This window comes from Dellaglioa sp. BT-FLS60 (assembly GCF_054941065.1).
In genome coordinates, this window is the sequence record NZ_JBSOLI010000036.1 from 56,762 (window position 1) to 76,398 (window position 19,637).

General features: G+C 35.4%; 18 protein-coding genes. 3 read left to right on the forward strand and 15 right to left on the reverse strand.

Annotated features, from left to right (window positions below; genetic code table 11):
- Positions 1 to 11: 11 nt before the first annotated feature.
- From pstB (ACVQ8P_RS07535) to ACVQ8P_RS07565, 7 genes are all read right to left on the reverse strand, one after another.
- On the reverse strand, positions 12 to 767 hold the full coding sequence (gene pstB / locus ACVQ8P_RS07535) for a phosphate ABC transporter ATP-binding protein PstB (protein WP_462298606.1): 756 nt from the start codon (positions 765 to 767) through the stop codon (positions 12 to 14).
- 12 nt (positions 768 to 779) lie between these two features.
- The gene (gene pstB / locus ACVQ8P_RS07540) at positions 780 to 1,583 is read right to left on the reverse strand and encodes a phosphate ABC transporter ATP-binding protein PstB (RefSeq protein ID WP_462298607.1); all 804 of its coding nucleotides are present in this window, start codon (positions 1,581 to 1,583) and stop codon (positions 780 to 782) included.
- A 21-nt stretch (positions 1,584 to 1,604) separates the two neighbouring features.
- Positions 1,605 to 2,492: a phosphate ABC transporter permease PstA gene (gene pstA, locus ACVQ8P_RS07545; protein ID WP_462298608.1), complete on the reverse strand. Its 888-nt coding sequence runs from the start codon at positions 2,490 to 2,492 to the stop codon at positions 1,605 to 1,607.
- Positions 2,492 to 3,412, reverse strand: a complete 921-nt coding sequence (gene pstC, locus ACVQ8P_RS07550; protein WP_462298609.1) for a phosphate ABC transporter permease subunit PstC — start codon at positions 3,410 to 3,412, stop codon at positions 2,492 to 2,494. Before pstC ends, pstA begins: the two co-directional genes overlap by 1 nt.
- Positions 3,413 to 3,414: 2 nt before the next feature.
- The gene (locus tag ACVQ8P_RS07555; RefSeq protein WP_462298610.1) at positions 3,415 to 4,293 is read right to left on the reverse strand and encodes a phosphate ABC transporter substrate-binding protein PstS family protein; all 879 of its coding nucleotides are present in this window, start codon (positions 4,291 to 4,293) and stop codon (positions 3,415 to 3,417) included.
- A 139-nt stretch (positions 4,294 to 4,432) separates the two neighbouring features.
- Positions 4,433 to 6,496 (reverse strand): LTA synthase family protein, encoded by a 2,064-nt coding sequence (locus ACVQ8P_RS07560; protein ID WP_462298611.1) that lies wholly within the window; start codon positions 6,494 to 6,496, stop codon positions 4,433 to 4,435.
- Between the two features lie 74 nt (positions 6,497 to 6,570).
- Positions 6,571 to 6,804 (reverse strand): YkuJ family protein, encoded by a 234-nt coding sequence (locus ACVQ8P_RS07565; RefSeq protein WP_462298612.1) that lies wholly within the window; start codon positions 6,802 to 6,804, stop codon positions 6,571 to 6,573.
- Positions 6,805 to 6,940: 136 nt separating this feature from the next.
- On the opposite strand from ACVQ8P_RS07565, the gene ACVQ8P_RS07570 reads away from it, so the two are divergent.
- The gene (locus ACVQ8P_RS07570) at positions 6,941 to 8,116 is read left to right on the forward strand and encodes a pyridoxal phosphate-dependent aminotransferase (protein ID WP_462298613.1); all 1,176 of its coding nucleotides are present in this window, start codon (positions 6,941 to 6,943) and stop codon (positions 8,114 to 8,116) included.
- A gap of 62 nt (positions 8,117 to 8,178) precedes the next feature.
- Here the strand turns inward: ACVQ8P_RS07570 and ACVQ8P_RS07575 are convergent, their stop codons facing one another.
- From ACVQ8P_RS07575 to ACVQ8P_RS07605, 7 genes are all read right to left on the reverse strand, one after another.
- Complete coding sequence (locus ACVQ8P_RS07575) at positions 8,179 to 8,529, reverse strand: MmcQ/YjbR family DNA-binding protein (protein ID WP_462298614.1); 351 nt, start codon at positions 8,527 to 8,529, stop codon at positions 8,179 to 8,181.
- Positions 8,530 to 8,547: 18 nt separating this feature from the next.
- Positions 8,548 to 9,576, reverse strand: a complete 1,029-nt coding sequence (locus ACVQ8P_RS07580; RefSeq protein ID WP_462298615.1) for a lysylphosphatidylglycerol synthase transmembrane domain-containing protein — start codon at positions 9,574 to 9,576, stop codon at positions 8,548 to 8,550.
- 3 nt (positions 9,577 to 9,579) lie between these two features.
- Positions 9,580 to 10,602 carry a glycosyltransferase family 4 protein gene (locus ACVQ8P_RS07585; RefSeq protein ID WP_462298616.1) on the reverse strand — a complete coding sequence of 341 codons (1,023 nt, stop codon included), beginning with the start codon at positions 10,600 to 10,602 and terminating at the stop codon, positions 9,580 to 9,582.
- A 29-nt stretch (positions 10,603 to 10,631) separates the two neighbouring features.
- On the reverse strand, positions 10,632 to 11,810 hold the full coding sequence (locus ACVQ8P_RS07590) for a glycosyltransferase family 4 protein (RefSeq protein ID WP_462298617.1): 1,179 nt from the start codon (positions 11,808 to 11,810) through the stop codon (positions 10,632 to 10,634).
- 150 nt (positions 11,811 to 11,960) lie between these two features.
- Entirely contained in the window at positions 11,961 to 13,682 is a 1,722-nt protein-coding gene (ptsP, locus tag ACVQ8P_RS07595; protein WP_462298618.1) for a phosphoenolpyruvate--protein phosphotransferase, read from the reverse strand.
- Positions 13,682 to 13,948 (reverse strand): phosphocarrier protein HPr, encoded by a 267-nt coding sequence (locus ACVQ8P_RS07600; RefSeq protein WP_462298619.1) that lies wholly within the window; start codon positions 13,946 to 13,948, stop codon positions 13,682 to 13,684. Before ACVQ8P_RS07600 ends, ptsP begins: the two co-directional genes overlap by 1 nt.
- Before the next feature lie 162 nt (positions 13,949 to 14,110).
- A complete protein-coding gene (locus ACVQ8P_RS07605; RefSeq protein ID WP_057973672.1) occupies positions 14,111 to 14,299 on the reverse strand; it encodes a hypothetical protein in 189 nt (62 codons plus the stop codon).
- Positions 14,300 to 14,502: 203 nt separating this feature from the next.
- On the opposite strand from ACVQ8P_RS07605, the gene ACVQ8P_RS07610 reads away from it, so the two are divergent.
- A complete protein-coding gene (locus ACVQ8P_RS07610) occupies positions 14,503 to 16,728 on the forward strand; it encodes an ATP-dependent Clp protease ATP-binding subunit (RefSeq protein ID WP_462298620.1) in 2,226 nt (741 codons plus the stop codon).
- Between the two features lie 154 nt (positions 16,729 to 16,882).
- Positions 16,883 to 17,968 (forward strand): MucBP domain-containing protein, encoded by a 1,086-nt coding sequence (locus ACVQ8P_RS07615; RefSeq protein WP_462298621.1) that lies wholly within the window; start codon positions 16,883 to 16,885, stop codon positions 17,966 to 17,968.
- Positions 17,969 to 18,014: 46 nt separating this feature from the next.
- On the opposite strand, the gene ACVQ8P_RS07620 is transcribed toward ACVQ8P_RS07615, so the two are convergent.
- A complete protein-coding gene (locus tag ACVQ8P_RS07620; protein WP_462298622.1) occupies positions 18,015 to 19,592 on the reverse strand; it encodes a peptide chain release factor 3 in 1,578 nt (525 codons plus the stop codon).
- Between the last annotated feature and the right edge of the window lie 45 nt (positions 19,593 to 19,637).

A 19,637-nucleotide genomic window follows, 5' to 3' on the forward strand; every position in this document is an offset into this window, starting at 1 on the left:
GTCTTCCTTTCTTAACCGAATCGACCACTAATATAGTCATCCGTTTTTTGATTTTTAGGTCGTGTAAATAACTCTTTTGTTGGGGCAACTTCAATCAGATTACCTTCTAAGAAGAAAGCTGTCCGATCTGAAATTCGAGAAGCCTGCTGTAAATTATGAGTCACTATTATAATAGTATATTTTTCACGCAGTTCAAGCAACATATTTTCAATTTTACTACTTGATCCAGGATCTAAAGCACTTGTTGGTTCATCCAATAAAATGACTTCAGGTTCAACCGCTAAGACACGAGCAATACAGACACGTTGTTGCTGTCCACCAGATAACGCAAGCGCATTTTTGCCCAAATCATCCTTAACGTCATCCCAGACAGCCGCCTGTTTCAAACTTTTTTCAACGGCTTCGTCAAGTGTCGCTTTATCTTTAACACCAGCCAATCGTAACCCATAAACCACATTTTCGTAAATTGAAAATGGAAATGGATTAGGCTGCTGAAAAACCATCCCAACATTTTTACGTAAACTAACAGTATCCATTTTTGGCCCATAAATATCTTCGCTTTTTAATTTAACCGTACCCGTAATCGTTACACCTGGAATAAGATCATTCATTCGATTTAAGGTTCTTAAATAAGTCGATTTACCACAACCAGATGGTCCAATTAGGGCGGTAATCCCTTTTTCATTGAAATCAAGATTGATTCCTTTGAGGGCTTCTTTTTTACCATAATACAAATGAACATCATTTGTTTCAATTATTTTACTCATTTGCGCTCCCCCTTAACCGAAGTTTCCTGAAACATAGTCATCCGTTAATTTAATTGTTGGTCGTGTGAAAATAGTTGTCGTTTTATCAAATTCAACCGCATTACCTGAATGGAAAAAGGCCGTGTAATCTGAAATACGTGATGCCTGTTGCATATTATGTGTCACAATCACAATCGTATATTTCTTTTTCAATTCCAATAATGATTCTTCAACAATCCGACTTGAAATAGGATCTAAAGCACTTGCTGGCTCATCTAATAATAGAATATCAGGCTCCATTGCAATGGCTCTAGCAATACATAATCGTTGTTGTTGCCCACCAGATAATGATAACGCACTCATATTTAAATCATCTTTAACTTGGTCCCAAAGCGCAGCCTGTTTTAATGATTTTTCAACACGTTCAGCCAGTAACTGTTTGTCTTTCATTCCATGCCGTTTCAAAGCAAATGTGATATTTTCATAAATTGATTTTGAAAATGGATTAGGGCGTTGAAATACCATCCCAATATGTTTTCTCATTTCATAAATATCAACATCATTTTTATTAATATCCAAATCACGATAAATAATTTGACCTGTTACATCGGCAATACCATCATTCATCCGATTCAATGATCTAAGGTAAGTTGATTTACCAGAACCTGATGCACCAATTAAAGCTGTAATTTTAAACCGTTCAAATTGTAAGCTAACATCTCTGATAGCCTCATTAGAACCGTAATGAACATGTAAATCTTTTGTTTTCAAAGCAATTTCATGTTGGTCTTCATTGAAGGTCATAATTCTAGATTTTTCATTTTTATTTTCCACCATATGCTTGACCTCCTAAATGATTTATTTACTTGATGTAATTTTACGATAAAGTGCCTTGCCACCGAATCGGGCTAAGAAGTTAAACAATAGCACTGCGATGATTAAAACTGCTGACGCACCAGCTGAAACTGCTGACGCATCAGGCATAATTCCTTCTGAATTAATCTTCCAAATATGAACAGCCAATGTTTCAGCTGGACGCATGGGATTCAATGGGCTAGAAATATTAGCTGGATTCCAGTTGGTAAAATCTAGAGCAGGCGCACTTTGTCCGGCAGTGTAAATTAAAGCAGCCGCTTCACCAAAGATACGACCAGCACTTAAAATAACCCCTGTCAAAATACCAGGTACTGCATCCGGAACAACGACTCTTGTGACTGTTTCCCAACGTGATAATCCTAACGAAAATCCGGCTTCACGTTGTGAATATGGAATGGCACGTAACGACTCTTCAATCGATCTGGTTAATAAAGGTAAATTGAAGAAGGTTAACGCCAACGCTCCTGATAAAATGGAGAACCCAAAGTTAAATTGAACAACGAAAATTAAAAAGCCAAAAAGTCCAACAACAACTGAAGGTAATGAACTCAAAATTTCAACTGACGTTCTAATAACCGTCGTAATCCAGTTATTTTTAGCATACTCTGATAACCAAATACCCGCTCCCAATGAAATTGGAAAAGAAATTAATAAGGTTAAAAGTAATAAGTAAAATGAATTAAATAACTGAATACCAACCCCACCACCACGTGAGAATGATTTTGCGGGAGAAGTTAAGAAATGCCAACTGATATGTGGCACGCCTCGAACCAATATGTAGCCAAGTAAGGCAGCTAAAATGAGAACGACAAAGCCTGCGATACCGTACAAAATACCTGTTGCAATTTTATCTGCTTTTTTCGGATTCATTATTTAAGCGCCCCTCTCTTACCAATTAATCTAACAACCATGTTAAAGAATAATGACATTAATAATAGAATTAAAGCAAGTGACCAAAGTGCATTATTTTCTAATGAACCCATGACCGTATTCCCAATTCCCATTGTCAAAATACTTGTTAAAGTTGAAGATGGTGTAATCAAACTTGTTGGCATCAATGAGGCATTACCAATAACCATTTGAACGGCTAAAGCTTCACCAAAGGCACGTGCCATACCGAAAACAACGGCCGTCATAATACCTGGTGTTGCAGCTCTTAAAATAACTTTATAAATAGTTTGCCAGCGAGTTGCCCCTAAGGCTAATGATGCTTCACGATAATAACGAGGCACTGATTTTAATGTATCAACAGTCATTGACGTCACTGTTGGTAAAATCATAACGAATAAAACAAATGTCCCTGATAAAATACCAAATCCCGTTCCACCAAAAAGATGTCGAACGAATGGTACAACAACTGAAAGACCAATGAATCCATAAACAACTGAAGGAATCCCAACTAATAATTCAGTTACTGGTTGTAATATTCGGCTCCCTGTATTAGGTGATATTTCAACCATGAAAATGGCTGTTCCAATGGCAAATGGTGTTGCAACCAACGCAGATAGGAACGTTACAAAGAATGACCCAGAAATCATAGGTAAAGCCCCAACTTCAGGTTTACCTGATTTACTAACAGTCCCCGGATTCCAGTTTTTTCCTAATAAGAAATCTTTAATTGAAACTTTATCAGTAAAGAAAGTAGCTAATCCTTTTGAAGCAACAAAATAAAATATAGCAAGAACAATAGCAACAATTAAACCAATACAGAAATACGTAATAATTTTGCCACGCGTCTCAAGCTTAGAAGCCTTTGACTTTTTAAGTAAACTTTCACGAATCGGATCCATAACTACATCTCCTTCTTAATTATTGTTATTTTACCATCAACAGAACGACTAACTTTCATCTGTGTTGCTGAGATGTAGCCTAATTTACTAACAACTTTTTTCTGAATTTTGTCTGACATTACGTAATTTAAAAATTGTTTTGTTAGCCCTGTGGGTTCCCCATTCGTGTACATATGTTCATATGACCAAATTTTCCATTTATTTGTGGTAACATTCTTATCCGTTGGTTTGACATTATCAACGGATAACGATTCAACCGTTTTATCAACATAGGAGAAGGCCATGTAACTAATTGCACCCGGCGTTGTTCCGACAATTTGTCGAACCATCCCTGTTGAGTCTTGCTCTTGTGCATCTTTACTTTGTTTACCATCTAAGCCCCATTTTTCAAATGTTAATCGTGTTCCTGAACCGGATGCTCGATTTAAAAGTACAATTGGTAAATCTTTACCACCTAATTGTTTCCAATTTGTTAACTTACCCGTAAAAATTTTGATAAGCTGTGTCTTAGAAACATTTTTAACACCAACACCTTTATTTACAATTGGCGTAATCCCAACAACGGCAACTTGGTGATCAACGAGTTTGCTCGCCTTGATACCTGATTTTTCTTCAGCAAAAACATCTGAGTTACCAATACTAACGGCTTTTTCTTGCACTTGACTCAACCCTGTTCCTGAGCCACCACCTTGAACATTGATAAAAGCACCAACGTTCTCAGTGCCATACTGTTCACCGGCCGCCTCAACTAATGGCTGTAACGCCGTCGAACCAACGACTGTTATTGACTTGCCTGAGCTTGATTGTGTCTCACACCCAGTTAGTGTTAATAACATGACTGATAAAAGTCCACCAATCAATAATAAAGGTCCTTTTTTCATAACAACTTCCTCCAGAAATTCTCGACATTTAACTTATATATTAAGTTTATAATTTCAATGTAAAGGTCATGTGGGTGAATTGTAAAGATTGTGTAAAGGTTACAAAAAAAGCCATAACATGACGTTATGACTTTCATTGCTACTTCAATTCTGGTGCGTCTGTTTTAAATAGAGACTCGGTAGACACGCCACCGTTTTGTTCAATCAAACTAGTTTTTTCTTTCTTTTGTGCTTTTTTCAACGTCTTAAGTGCTGCACTCTCTTTGTAGTTATAATCAGATTTATCCACCTTCGTAAAATCACTTGGTGTATAGAATCTTAATAAATCACCGGTAATAACTTCATCTGATAACGATAATGAAGTTGTCACATGTTTTAACTCCCTATTGTAAACTTTTTGTTGTGTAGCCGTTAACTTCTCTATTTCTTTACCCGTCTTCGTATCATATGTGGTATTGCCGACCTTAGTAAAGGTTGGCGAAATAAAATCACCATTTCTAAAAGCAACTGTTTGATTGCGATTCTTCGATAATAAATCATTACCAAATTGAACCGTATCCGTATTCTTAACGCCTAATAAATCAAGTAAGGTTGGTAAAACATCAATTTCACCACCATAAGTATGCTTAACGCCACCCTTAAGACCATTCATATGAATCATAAATGGTACCTTTTGGAACATCGTTAAATCATAACTTGTGACTTCATCTTTACCTAATAATTGCGCAATGGCTTTCTTATGATTATTAGAAATACCATAATGATCACCATACATCACAATCATACTATTTTTATATAACCCACTCTTCTTCAAATAATTAACGAATTCTCCGAATGATTGATCCAAATATTTAGACGTTTGAACGTACCCATCAACGGTACTATCATCTGTATCCGTTTTTTTGATCGACACATTCTCACTATCCAAATCATATGGATAATGATTCGTTAAGGTAATGAGCTTCGCATAAAAAGGTTGTGGTAATTGTTCAATATACTTAACAGATTGCTTCAAGAAAATCTTATCTTTCAGGCCATAACCCACTTTATAGTTAGATTTGACGTTGTAATAAGGTTCACTAAAGAAGTACTGGTACCCAAATGATTTATAGGTATTATTACGATTCCAGAAACTACCAACATCCCCATGGAACGCAGCTGTTGTATATCCTTTTTGATCAAGGATAGCTGGCGCTGATTGGAAGGTATTTTGTGTTCCATAAGTTGTCATTGCTGACCCAGATGATAAGCCATAAAGTGACGATTCTAACATCATTTCAGCATCAGACGTTTTACCTTGTCCGACTTGATTAAAGAAATTATCAAATGATAACGTATTCTTATCATGATAATACTTATTAATATTAGGTGTTACCTCTTGACCATCCCATTTATAATCAATCATGAATTGTTGGAAACTTTCTAAATGAACCACAAAAACATTTTTACCTTTTGCTTTTCCATAATACTGAATATTAGAACTAGCACGATTCTTATCCAGATATTTTAGAACTTTAGTCATATCTTCTGATGTTGCATTCTTACGTGTCGCACTTTCTTTTTGCGTTTGGTAAACGTTATATCCCGCATAAAAATTCAATCCTAAATATTTAACAATATAATTATTATCAAATGTTCTTGTCAATAATTGAGACCGATCCTTTTCAGCTAGGCCTAAATTACCAGCAGCTAAAAGAACAGCCGCAATTGTAACAATAAATGCATAACGTTTTTTGATAGGATTATAATCAATTTTGACAAGTTTAAAGACAAGAATCAAAATTAAAATAATAATATCAATATAAACAAAAAAATCAGTTGGACGTAGAATTCCCGCGATTCCTTTATCTAAGTTATTAGCTACTGAACTTGAATTTTTTATGATTCCCAATGAAAGGAAATCTGAAAATTCTCGGTAATAAATCATATTCGCAAAAAGCCATGATGTTTGAATAAAATCAATAATGAGCATAATCCAATATGATTTCTTACCTTTAAAGTAAAGCGCAATTCCGAACAACAAAAGTGCCGTTGGAATTGGATTTAAATAAAGTAAAAATTGTTGCATGCTACCCGTCGCACCCAGCGTAAATTTTGTTTCATACGCAACGACAGTTTTGGCCCAAAATAAAACGAGCATCAAGAGGAAGAATCCCAATCTTGAGCTCAATTTATCCTGAACATATTTTAAAGTTGACCGCATTTTAGTGCCTCCGTTTTTTAAGATCAGTTTTCGAGAACACGAAAATGTCTTTAAATCTATCTTTCAGTTGATTATTAACCAAATAATAAGTCGTAAACTTCCATGGCAATTAAATCGATATCATCAAATGGAAATTTAGTATGGTTACTTAAATCTTCCAACGTATATGCTTTCATAGCTGGATCATATTCAACGATTCCTTTTTCAACACCCTCATGTTCAAAGTGTCTTGTTTGGATTTCGCCGTTATCTTCTTTTTGCATAGCCTCTAAGCGACTAATGATTGCTACTAACTGAGAATTTTTCATAGTTGTTCCCCTTTCAATATCATAGTTAATAATACCAAAGTTTCTATGCATTTACACCTGATTCCTCAGATTATAATCGTTTCTTAACATGTTTTTATGCTAAACTATTAGTTATTAGACTTGGAGGCCGAAAAAAATGAGTTTATTTAGAAATGATTTGAACGATCAAGTATTTAAAATAGAAGTTTCAGACATCCGTCAATTCGATGATGAAGTAAGCAAAATCCCTGATATGATCAAGTTAACCATGGGTGAACCAGACTTCAACACCCCCGATCATATTAAAAAAGCTGCTATTGAAGCCATTAATGAAAATTACTCACATTATATGGGAATGGCTGGTGATATTGAATTACGTGAAGCAGCCAGTGAATTTTTCAATGAAAAATATGACGTTAGTTATGATGCACAATCAGAAATATTAGTCACAGTTGGTGCTACCGAAGCTATTGCCACTGCTCTACAGACTATTTTTAACCCTGGTGACGCCGTTCTGGTACCAACGCCACTTTATCCTGGTTACATGCCTCTAATCACCTTAAATCGCATCAAACCAATCTACATTGATACGCGTGCTAATAACTTTAGGTTAACACCTGATATGATTAAACAAGCTGTTGCAGATAATCCTGATGAGAACATTAAAGGTATCATCTTAATCAACCCAAGTAATCCAACTGGGATTTCTTGGACCGAAGATGAAATCATCGCCATTACCGATGAAATTAGAAAACAAAAAATTTGGGCTATCAGTGATGAAATTTATAGTGAATTAACTTATGATCATAAACATGTTTCAATTGCTAAATATATCCGTGATCAAACAGTGTTAATTAACGGTTTATCAAAATCACATGCGATGACTGGTTGGCGTATTGGCTTCCTGTTAGCACCCAAAGCCATGACGGATGAATTAAAGAAAGTCCATCAATACTTAGTCACTTCTGCGACCAGCATTTCACAACGTGCTGGTGTCGCCGCTTTACGTGATGGTAAAGATGACGGTCGTATTATGAATGTCGAATACAAAAAGCGCCGTGATTTTGTAATGACTGAAATGAAAAAAATGAATTTTGAAATGGCCCAGCCTAGTGGTGCTTTTTATATTTTTGCTAAGATTCCTGAAGGCTATAATCAAGATGCAATGGCCTTTTGTAAGGATTTAGCATTTAATAATAAACTTGCTTTGATTCCAGGAACTGCATTTGGCGAAGCTGGTAAAGGTTATATTCGCTTAAGTTATGCCGCAAGTATGGAAAATTTAGTTATTGGTATGGAACGATTAAATGCTTACATGACACAACACAAATAATTTATTAATAAAATAAGGTCCCAAATCACTTCGCTTTTGCCAAATGATTTGGGACCTTATTTTTATTTTTTTGTTAACGAGTCACTTTCATGCATCATGTTCTCTAATTCAATTTGTGTGATATCCGCATGATTAATATCAATCGTAATCCAATATTTTTTATTCATATGAAATCCAGCCGTAATGCCCTCTACCTGTTTCATTTGTTCAACATGTTCTGGTTTTAGTTTGAGATTTAATGATAGCTTATGCTCTTTTTCAAAAATCATAGCCATCATTTTCCCACTACCAACCTGTTTCATAATCGTCCACACAACTGTTTGGTTAGGTCTTACCTTATTAAATGGATAAGACTCTATCGTATCTGTCATTTCCAAAATAAATTGAATTAAGTCACTTCTTGTAAATTTCATAACGTCCCCCTTGATTAACTAATCATCAAGTCCAATTTCTTCTACCTTATCCGGATTAACCACTAATGCAAACATACCGGCAAATAGACCAACATAATACGTTAAAATACGCCATAATAGCATCGCTAAAACTAATTTACTATTACTTGTCATAAAACTAGAAAAGACAATCGCAAAACTATATTCTGCGCCACCTGTCCCACCGGGAATTGGAAAGAGTGAGATAACCATCACAATAAGCACATGCAGTGCCGTAATCATGATGACATTCACTGACGTGTAACCCAGTGACAACATAATAAAATATGGAATCAAATAGTAGAATGCTAGTTGAAAGAACGTTAGTATAAAAACGTCAAAAATTATTTTCTTTTCATTTTTCATACGCAAACTCTCTTGATGAAAGTTTGCTATTTTAGAATAGATGCTGTTATTTAACCGTTCAAAACGCTCAGCCTTGATAAAGACCTTAACAGCAGATAAACAAACACCTACCAACTTTTTAGTGAATGTGTACCAATACATAATCATTAATAACCCAACAATTACAGCTAAATGAATGACAAATCCAAAAATCACAAAAACCATCAAGTAATGGACTTTGTCTTGAATATATTGAAACCCAATGACTAAACAAACGACAAAATTAATGACAATCATCGCTTGATACACAACAAATTTCATTAATAAAATTGAACTTGCACGTCCAGCATCAACCCCTGACTGCACCATTGCAAACAATTGCGCAGGTTGACCACCCGTTGAAAACGGCGTAATCCCATTAAACAATTGTTCAATCAACGGAATTCGAATCGCATTTTTAAATGTAAATTTTTTATGTTGCCCTTTTACAAAACGCTTAACCACAAACGCCTCAAGTATAAAGTACATGCATATACAAAGGATTGCCACTAACAGCCACCAAATATTAATATGAACTAAATCTTTAATCAGTGACTGTATTGATACATTTCTTAAGGAAAAAGCGAATATGCCAATTCCAATTATGACCATTAACGTCAATAATCCTATATTTTTACGCGTCATTTTCTAGTCCTCTTTGCTCTGGTCCAAATAAAATTGATGCCAAATCTCAGCCAGTCTATCTTCAGAATAGTATGCTGACGCCTGATCTGCTTTATCGTGTAAGGCTGATAAAGCGTTAGAATCTTCTTTTAATTTTCTCAATTTAATTTGCATATCATCTACATCCGTTGCAGCATCATAATAACCATCAATAACCGCTTTATAAAGATCTAGGTCGCGCAATAATACAGGTGTCCCACAACTAAATGCTTCTAATACTGACATTGGAAACAGTTCGTTGAAAGAAGGCAGTAAGAAAAGATTAGCAATATTGTAATAATTCACTAGCGCTTCACGATCGATAATCCCAGTAAAAATTAAATTACTAGGTGGATTATCAACGACTTTTTTTAATTCAGCATAACCATCCGTTAACTTACCAAATGAAAAACCACCAGCCCAAATAAATTGGATGTCAGGATTTTGCTTTGCTAACGTAATAAAATCGGGCACACCTTTTCTTTCTTGAACTTGACCATCACCAAAGACAATAAATTTATCTGCAGAAATACCTAATTGATCTCTGAATGCTTGTTTTTCTTCAACCGTTTTTTCATAAAAAACTTTTTTAGAAACAAAATTAGGAATATACGTGACTTGTTCCTTTGGAATCTTAAACGCCTCAAGCTTTGGAATAAAACTTGGATTAACCACAACAATATGATCCATTCTCTTATAAAAAGCAATCACGTACCAATAAAAGATTGCTCTGAACGGTTGCGGAATTTTGACGCTACCCTCAAGTGTTTCTGGTAAAAAATGCACATAACCAATCTTTTTACCACGACCTGGCATAAAAGTTGAAAGGTAGTAAGGAAAATTAATCGTATGATAATGACTAATATCAGAACGACTATATTTATTCACACTGATTTTAAATTCAGTTGGAAACCGATCTTTAAGTAACCTCATCATTTCAGTATACGCACTACCGACCCCTTGCCCTTTGACGGAATTGGCCGCAGAAAACATATTAATTAATAGCATAATTGAAACTCCTTTAAAAATAGATTCATTTATAGATGACTAATCTCGTCATCTTCTTCCATTTCAACATATTGAATCTGAGCATCTTGATAAAATGCAGCGACTTTAGACCCAAAGGTTGCAGCCGAAATTTCTTTTAACTTATCCAATCTAGGCTCTGGATTAATTTTTTCATTACGTTTATTGAAATAATAGATGATATCCGTAACCATTTCAGCTTCAGAAGCAAATGTTTTACCGATTTCTGGTTGATCCATTAATTCATCGGTATATTCACCCGTTTTAGCCAACACTGGTGTCCCAGCCGCTAAAGCTTCAATAAATGTTAAGCCTTGTGATTCCGTCACAGAAGCAGACACAAATAAATCTGCTAACTGATAAAAATGGCATACTTCATCATTATCTACTTCGCCAGTAAATCGAATATTCTCTTGTAAATTTAAAGTAACCACTTGTGCTTCAAGTGTTTCTCGAGCGGGTCCATCCCCAACAATCAATAATAAAACATTTGGGATCTTCTCAATAATTGCTGGCATCCCGTCAATAATTTCTTTTGTATTCTTTTCAAATGCTAATCGACTTAACGCAAGCATCACTGGACGATCTTCGGCAATATCTAATTTAGCACGATAGTCTTCTGTTTCCACCTGTTCAAATTGAGAAATATCCACACCCGTCGGAATAACGCGCATTTCTGATTTCACACCATATTCTTGTAGCAAGTTCTGAACACGAGCACTTGGCGCAATAATTCCACTCATATGGAAGGTAAATGTCTTCGTCATTTGTTTAACATGGTAAGGCTTCAATAGTTTACCATTTGCAATGTAATGTAAATAATCTTCATACATCGTATGGTACGTATGTAAACAAGGAACCTTTAAGTTTCTCGCAACAAACTTACCAATCCAGCCCATAGAAAATTCAGTTTGTGTATGGACAACATCCAAGTTTAGTTCTTTAGCCACTTGGTACGCCTGAAATAAGCCTCTAACAGCGATTCGTCTGTCCGTAAAAGAAATAAATGGGATGCTAGAAAACCTAAATATATTACGTTCATAAACTGTTTTATCAACTCGTGGATCAGTCGTTGTAAAGATATAAACTGTATGACCCTCTTTTTCGAGTTCATTTCTTAATGTCTTTATCGAAGTCGCCACACCGCTCACTTGTGGAAAATATGTATCTGTAAAAATCCCAATATTCACGATAAGGTCTCCTGTCTGTTTTGATATAATAAGTTTAATTATATTGGTTTCTAGTCCGTTATGCAATAGAAGTCCATTTTTCTCATTTGTTCCCAATTGAACGCAAAAAAAAACTGATAATCATAATTATCAGTTTTTCAAAAAAATTAATTACTTCATGTAAGATTCAACTAATGCAATAACTTCTTCATTAGTTTCACAATCAGTAACAGCTTTATCAGCTAATTCTTTCATTTTTGTTGTATCTAATTTTTTCATTAAGCTACGTGTTTTAAGGATTGATGATGCACTCATTGAGAATTCATCAAGACCCATTCCAGCTAAAATAGGCACAGCAATTTGATCTCCGGCCATTTCACCACACATACCTGCCCACTTACCTTCTTTATGAGCCGAATCAATTACCATTTTAATTAAACGTAAAATTGATGGGTTATAAGGTTGGTAAAGGTATGAAACTTGTTCATTACCTCGATCAGCAGCCATTGAATATTGAATTAAATCATTTGTACCAATACTGAAGAAATCAGCATATTTAGCTAAATGATCACCATTCATAACAGCAGCAGGAATCTCCATCATCATACCGACTTCAAGTTTATCTGCTACTGGTACCCCAGCGTCAATTAACTTAGTACGTTCTTCAACATAAATTGCCTTAGCTGCTTTGAACTCATTAACAGTTGCAATCATTGGGAACATAATTGCTAATTGTCCATAATGAGAAGCTCTAAGCAAAGCACGAAGTTGTGTTCTAAAGATATCTTGACGATCCAAACTAATACGGATTGCACGGTATCCTAAGAAAGGATTCATTTCTTCTGGTAATGGTAAGTAAGGTAGTTCCTTATCGCCACCAATATCCATTGTTCTTACAACAACTTGTTTGCCGTCCATTCCTTCAACTGCAGTTTTATAAGCTTCAAACTGTTCGTCTTCTGTAGGAAATTCACTAGCATCCATGTATAAGAATTCTGAACGGAATAATCCAACTGCTTCAGCACCATTATCTTGTGCACCAGCAACATCCTTAGGTGTACCAATGTTAGCAGCTAAATCAAAATGCACGCCATCAGCCGTAACTGTTTTAGCGTCTTTCAATTCTTTCCATTCAGCTTTTTGATCAGAAAAAGCTTTTGCCTTTGCTTCGTATGTTGAAATTTCTTCAGCAGAAGGATTGATAATTCCGTCACCGTTGATACCATCAACAATCACCATATCGCCTTCTGAAATTGCAATTGTTGGATCACCAGCACCTACAACAGCAGGGATTTCAAGCGTTCGAGACATAATAGCAGAATGAGACGTACGTCCACCAACATCAGTAATAAATCCCTTAACAAATTTACGATTTAATTGAGCAGTATCCGATGGTGTTAAATCATGCGCAACGACCACAACTTCTTGGTCAATAAGCGCAGGATTAGGAATCGAAACGCCTAATAAATGGCTCATCACACGTTTTGTAACATCACGAACATCGCCTGCACGTTCTTGCATATAAGCATTATCAGTCATGCCTTCAAACATTGAGATGAACATATCTGTTACATCTTTCAATGCTGATTCAGCGTTAACCTTATCATTTTTGATTTTATCGCCAATGTTACCCATAAGTTCAGGATCTGAAAGGATTGTCAAATGAGCTTCAAAAACCTCGGCTTCTTCAGCACCGAGGTTTTCTGCAGCTTTTTGTTTGATTATTTTCAAATCTTCACTTGATGCAGCAACTGCAGCATCAAGACGTTTAATTTCTGACTCTGGATTGTCAATGCTTACTTGCGAGAATGATAAATCGGGTTGAACTAACATATATGCTTTAGCAATGGCAATACCATCACTAGCAGCAATCCCCTTTAACATTTTCGACATTATTCAGCAAGTCCTTCTTTCGTCATTGTTTCTGTAATAGCTGCGATTGCGTCTGCTTCATCAGCACCATCAGCAGTGATTGTAACATCAGCGTTTTGACCAACACCTAATGACATAACACCCATGATTGATTTTAAGTTTACTGATTTTTCTCCGTAAACCAAAGCAACATCAGCAGTAAATTTGCTTGCTGCTTGTACCAATAATGTAGCTGGACGTGCGTGGATACCTGTTTCTGCAATTACGTGAAAGTCTTTCTTTTCCATGATTATATATCTCCTTGGTGTTCTATATTTTTTATTTTAGAAAAATGTACAACCCACTTACAAAAGCAAAGAACACGTTTTCATTAGTAAGTTAAACACATTAATCTCTAGAAATAAATAGTACCATTTTTTAAAAAATGATACAAGTCTTTAGCCACTTTTTTAGTTTTTTAAACTAACATATTTATAGATAATTTGTCCTTCTCTTTGTGCATTACCAACAATTGCCTTACGTAATTTTTCTTTTTGCCAAACAAGTTGAAACGCCATAAATTCGTCTGGATTAATGGTGATGGTCTCTATTTCGCCGGCAATCAACGCATCAATCTTTGCTTTATAATCTTCACTCATTTTTCAAACCCCTTTTCACTGAAATCTACTATACTATTTCATTATAGATTAGCCTTCATAAAATGTAAAAAAGTGAGGGCAAGTTACTTGCAGAAATTTTTTAAGTTTTGTATAATAATCATCGAAGGTCAGAGATGGTCAATCCACTTTGATCTTAAATAAAATAAACGATAACGAATTAAATACGAAAGGTTGTGACACATATGATCTGTCAAAATTGTCAAATCAATCAAGCAACAATCCATTTATCAACTAATTTAAATGGACAACACCAAGAATACAATTTATGTCAAAATTGTTACCAATTGCTTAAAGACGAACAAGACCGTTTAAGCAATGGTCAAATCCGCAACAATCAACAAGATCCATTTAGCTTTGGTAACCTTGATGAATTGTTCAACGCAATTGCACCAAATAACCAAAATAACAGTTCACAAAGAAGAGACCAAACACCACCTACCCAAACTGGTAGAAATGGCGGCGGTAATAAAAATAATGGTAAAGATACCGTTCTTGGCCAATTTGGTCTTAACTTAACGGATGAAGCTCGAGCAGGAAACATTGACCCTGTCGTTGGTCGTGACCAAGAAATTGATCAAATTATTGAAATTTTAAACCGACGTACCAAAAATAACCCTGTTTTAATTGGGGAAGCTGGTGTCGGTAAAACAGCCGTCGTTGAAGGTTTAGCTCAAAAAATTGTTGACGCTGCCGTTCCTCAAAAACTACTAAATAAACAAGTCATTCGTTTAGATGTTGTTTCATTAGTTCAAGGTACCGGTATTCGTGGCCAATTTGAAGAACGCATGCAACAATTAATGAAAGAATTAAAAGAAGATAAAAGTATCATCCTCTTTATTGATGAAATTCATGAAATCGTTGGCGCCGGTAATGCTGAAGGCGGTATGGATGCTGGTAACGTCTTAAAACCAGCCCTTGCTCGAGGTGAATTACAACTTGTGGGTGCAACCACTTTAAATGAATATCGTCAAATTGAAAAAGATGCTGCTCTTGCACGTCGTTTACAACCTATTCAAGTTGATGAGCCTAGTGTTGCAGAAACAATTGTTATCTTAAAAGGGATTCAAAAGAAATATGAAGCCTACCATCATGTTCATTACAGTGATGAAGCAATTGAAGCAGCCGCATCATTGTCAGACCGTTACATTCAAGATCGTTTCTTACCAGATAAGGCGATTGATTTACTAGATGAATCAGGTTCAAAAATGAATTTGACCATTAAAGCAATTGATCCAAAATTGGTTGAAGAAAAAATTAAGAATGCTGAAACACAAAAACAAGCTGCATTGAGTGACGAAGATTATGAAAAAGCAGCTTACTACCGTGATCAAGTCGCTAAATTCAAAGAATTACAAGATAGCAACACTGATTCTGATGAATTACCAATTGTGACTGAAAAAGAAATGGAACAAATTATTGAAGAAAAAACAAATATCCCTGTTGGTGAATTGAAGGAAAAGGAACAGCAACAATTGAAAAATTTAGCCACTTCCCTTCAAGCTAGCGTCATTGGTCAAGACGCTGCCATCGACAAAGTAGCTCGTGCCATTCGTCGTAACCGGATTGGTTTCAATAAATCTGGACGCCCAATTGGTTCCTTCCTGTTTGTTGGCCCTACTGGGATTGGTAAAACGGAACTTGCAAAACAACTATCTAAAGAATTATTTGGTACAAAAGAATCAATGATTCGTTTTGATATGAGTGAATATATGGAGAAACATTCCGTTTCTAAATTGATTGGTTCACCTCCTGGTTACGTTGGTTACGAAGAAGCTGGTCAATTAACTGAACAAGTTCGTCGTAATCCATACAGCTTAATCTTGTTAGATGAAGTTGAAAAAGCACATCCTGATGTTATGCACATGTTCTTACAAATTCTTGAAGACGGTCGTTTAACAGATTCGCAAGGCCGTACAGTAAGTTTTAAAGATACGATTATCATTATGACATCAAACGCCGGAAGTGCTGATGCTGAAGCTAATGTTGGTTTTGGTGCAACATCTAATGGTGCTACACATGCCATCATTGATAAACTATCTAACTACTTCCGTCCTGAATTCTTGAATCGTTTTGATGATATCGTTGAATTCAATCCACTAAGCAAAGAAAACTTAGTTTCAATCGTAAGTTTGATGCTTAACGATGTAAATGATGTTCTTAAAAATCAAAACTTAGAACTCCGTGTGACAAATCGTGTTGAAGAAAAATTAGTTGATTTGGGTTACAATCCTGCCATGGGTGCTCGTCCATTGAGACGTGTTATCCAAGAACAGATTGAAGACCAAATTGCTGACTTCTATCTTGATAACCCTGATGTAACGAAATTGGTTGCAAAGATTGAAAAAGACGAAATTAAAATTTCATCAGATACTCCTTCTGATGATAAAGAATCAGATAAAGCTGAATAAAAGACCAAATTAAAGGCGCTAACTCAGAATTAATTTTCTGAAGTTAGCGCCTTTTTTTATTTTCATTCGCATTTTGAATAAATAAAATGATCTTTTAAACACTTTTTCCCAATAATTAAGCTTTTTAGGTTATAATTATGTTATTAGATAATGAATGGAGCTGATTAAAATCGCCTTAAGAGATTTCTTCCGGAATGTGTTGTCTGTTTTTACAAAACCAAGTCAACCTCATCCCACTTCCGATATACAATTCACATTTAATTCAAATCCAACTAAGAAAATAGAACCTTCAAAAATAAAAAGGCATGAAGTCATTGAAAATCAAACTTTTTTACCAACATCTGTTTCTGATGCCACGATGATTATCTACTACAAAGATCAAGATGATCATAATTTATCACGACCTCAAATTATCAGTGGTACCAAAGGCAGTGATTTGAGAATTCAATTTGACCCCATTCCAGATTATCATTTAATTGGTATTTCTGGATTCACAAGTACCTTTGTAGCCAGTTATGGCGCCATCATTTTAAGTTATGAAAAAAAGCATGGCGCTGCCGTTTGGATTTATAATCAAGATATTGATGGTGGCTATCTCATTGGCCCTCCTACTTTATTGCGCGGACAATTACATGAACCTTTTACATATGATCCTGTGAACATTCCTGGATTCAATTTATTGCGTGCATCAAAAACGAGTTATGGTAATTTCACAAATGAACAACAGACTATCTACTACTATTACCGCAATTTAAATTGGCGAACAGTCGACAAAATTGATGCCTACATTCAGATTACAGAACGCGCACGCTGCTTCGATCTCCCTGATGGCAACTTTTATCCTGCTTTCTTGCCTGCCGGTGGTATTTTACAAGTATTTGAAAAAATTGAAACTAATTCAGGCACCCATTGGTACGGTATGGGTGGCAATCAATGGTTGGAAGACACATCCAATGTCCATCTCATCGATCAACCTGATTACACCTCATTAACAAAAAAAGAAATCGATAAATTAACAAAAAAAAGAATTAATCAACCCGCTTTAATTGATTATATTCCTGACAAATCAGTCACTATTTACGCTGAACCTTATGGCAAAAAGTTACGCACTCTAGCAGATAACACACAAGTCACTTTAATCAGTCAATTAACATCACCAAATAGCATTGTTTGGTTTGAATTAAAAAATGGCGGCTTTATCAACGAATCTTATATCAAAATAGCTTACTCATTGAACTAAGAGCAACAAAAAAGGCATACCAGATGGCATGCCTTTTTTGTTGCTCTTATAGTTTTGATGTTAATTTAACATCTGGATATTTGTCAGCAAACCAACGTTCTGCGAATGCATTTTCAAATAAGAACAAGGGTAAATCTTGTCGATCTTTAACAAGTAAGTTACGAGAGCTCGACATTTTTTCATCCAATTGTTCAGGATCAATCCAACGCGCTGTTTTAGAACCCATTGGTGTCATAATTACTTCTGAGTTATATTCGTTTAACATTCTAAATTGGAAAACTTCAAATTGAAGTTGACCAACAGCACCAAGAATATAGTCGCCAGTATTGTAACTTCTATATAATTGAACGGCACCTTCTTGAACCAATTGTTGAATTCCTTTATGAAATGATTTCTGCTTCATCACATTTTTAGCCGTCACACTCATAAATAATTCAGGTGTAAATTGAGGCAATTTTTCAAAGGTAATTGGTTTCTTCATGTTGCTAATTGTATCACCAATTTGGAAATTACCAGTATCATATAATCCAATAATGTCACCAGCCACAGCTGATTCCAAGACTTCACGAGAATCGGCCATAAATTGCGTTGAGTTTGATAAACGCATTTTTTTATCCGTTCTTGCTAATTTAACATCCATCCCACGTTCAAATTCTCCCGAACAGATACGGATAAATGCAATTCGGTCACGATGATTAGGATTCATATTCGCTTGAATTTTGAAAACAAAACCAGAAAAATGATCATCAACAGGTTGAATGATTTTTTCCTCAATCGTTTTATGCGATTGTGGTGCTGGTGCATAATTCAAATAAATATCTAAGAACGTTTTTACACCAAAGTTTGTTAAAGCTGATCCAAAGAAGACAGGTGTTAAGTCCCCCGTCGCAATCTTGGCTTCATCAAAGGTATTACCAGCATCACTCAACAATTCAACTTCATCTAGCACTTCTTGATAGATACTGTCTTCTTTTAATGGATGAGCGCCTTCAATTTCACCAGCAGCATTTAGGTCGACATAATTACCGCCTTTATCTTCTTTTTGATAAAGTTCAATACGGTGATTATAAATATCATATAAGCCTTTTAAGCCTTTACCCATACCAATTGGCCAGTTCATTGGGTATGATTCAACGCCCAATACCTCTTCCAATTCAGCCATTAAATCAAGTGGTTCGCGACCATCACGATCCATCTTGTTGATAAATGTAAAAATAGGAATGCCACGCATTTTACAAATTTGGAATAACTTCTTTGTTTGTGGTTCAATTCCTTTAGCAGAATCGATCACCATGACCGCAGAATCTACAGCCATTAATGTCCGATACGTATCTTCAGAAAAATCCTCATGTCCAGGTGTATCCAAAATATTAACGCGTTTATCGTCATAATCAAATTGCATAACTGAACTGGTAACAGAAATACCACGTTTCTTTTCAATTTCCATCCAATCAGATTTTGCGAAAGTCCCTGATTTTTTACCTTTGACAGTTCCGGCAGAACGAACGACACCACCAAATAAAAGCAATTGTTCAGTAATGGTTGTTTTACCAGCATCGGGATGAGAAATAATCGCAAATGTCCGACGTTTTTTGACTTGAGTCTCTAATTCTTCTGTATTCATTAATTGTCCTCTCTAAAACATATTATTTATAGTTTATCATAAATG

What these genes read in the sequence shown, in the direction of transcription:
- pstB (WP_462298607.1), bottom strand. Translation starts at nt 1,583, where the DNA reads ATGGTGGAAAATAAAAATGAAAAATCTAGAATTATGACCTTCAATGAA.
- ACVQ8P_RS07615 (WP_462298621.1), top strand. Translation starts at nt 16,883, where the DNA reads ATGGAGCTGATTAAAATCGCCTTAAGAGATTTCTTCCGGAATGTGTTG.
- pstB (WP_462298606.1), bottom strand. Translation starts at nt 767, where the DNA reads ATGAGTAAAATAATTGAAACAAATGATGTTCATTTGTATTATGGTAAA.
- ACVQ8P_RS07570 (WP_462298613.1), top strand. Translation starts at nt 6,941, where the DNA reads ATGAGTTTATTTAGAAATGATTTGAACGATCAAGTATTTAAAATAGAA.
- ptsP (WP_462298618.1), bottom strand. Translation starts at nt 13,682, where the DNA reads ATGTCGAAAATGTTAAAGGGGATTGCTGCTAGTGATGGTATTGCCATT.
- ACVQ8P_RS07620 (WP_462298622.1), bottom strand. Translation starts at nt 19,592, where the DNA reads ATGAATACAGAAGAATTAGAGACTCAAGTCAAAAAACGTCGGACATTT.
- pstA (WP_462298608.1), bottom strand. Translation starts at nt 2,492, where the DNA reads ATGAATCCGAAAAAAGCAGATAAAATTGCAACAGGTATTTTGTACGGT.
- ACVQ8P_RS07605 (WP_057973672.1), bottom strand. Translation starts at nt 14,299, where the DNA reads ATGAGTGAAGATTATAAAGCAAAGATTGATGCGTTGATTGCCGGCGAA.
- ACVQ8P_RS07565 (WP_462298612.1), bottom strand. Translation starts at nt 6,804, where the DNA reads ATGAAAAATTCTCAGTTAGTAGCAATCATTAGTCGCTTAGAGGCTATG.
- ACVQ8P_RS07560 (WP_462298611.1), bottom strand. Translation starts at nt 6,496, where the DNA reads ATGCGGTCAACTTTAAAATATGTTCAGGATAAATTGAGCTCAAGATTG.
- ACVQ8P_RS07600 (WP_462298619.1), bottom strand. Translation starts at nt 13,948, where the DNA reads ATGGAAAAGAAAGACTTTCACGTAATTGCAGAAACAGGTATCCACGCA.
- ACVQ8P_RS07610 (WP_462298620.1), top strand. Translation starts at nt 14,503, where the DNA reads ATGATCTGTCAAAATTGTCAAATCAATCAAGCAACAATCCATTTATCA.
- ACVQ8P_RS07575 (WP_462298614.1), bottom strand. Translation starts at nt 8,529, where the DNA reads ATGAAATTTACAAGAAGTGACTTAATTCAATTTATTTTGGAAATGACA.
- ACVQ8P_RS07580 (WP_462298615.1), bottom strand. Translation starts at nt 9,576, where the DNA reads ATGACGCGTAAAAATATAGGATTATTGACGTTAATGGTCATAATTGGA.
- ACVQ8P_RS07585 (WP_462298616.1), bottom strand. Translation starts at nt 10,602, where the DNA reads ATGCTATTAATTAATATGTTTTCTGCGGCCAATTCCGTCAAAGGGCAA.
- pstC (WP_462298609.1), bottom strand. Translation starts at nt 3,412, where the DNA reads ATGGATCCGATTCGTGAAAGTTTACTTAAAAAGTCAAAGGCTTCTAAG.
- ACVQ8P_RS07555 (WP_462298610.1), bottom strand. Translation starts at nt 4,293, where the DNA reads ATGAAAAAAGGACCTTTATTATTGATTGGTGGACTTTTATCAGTCATG.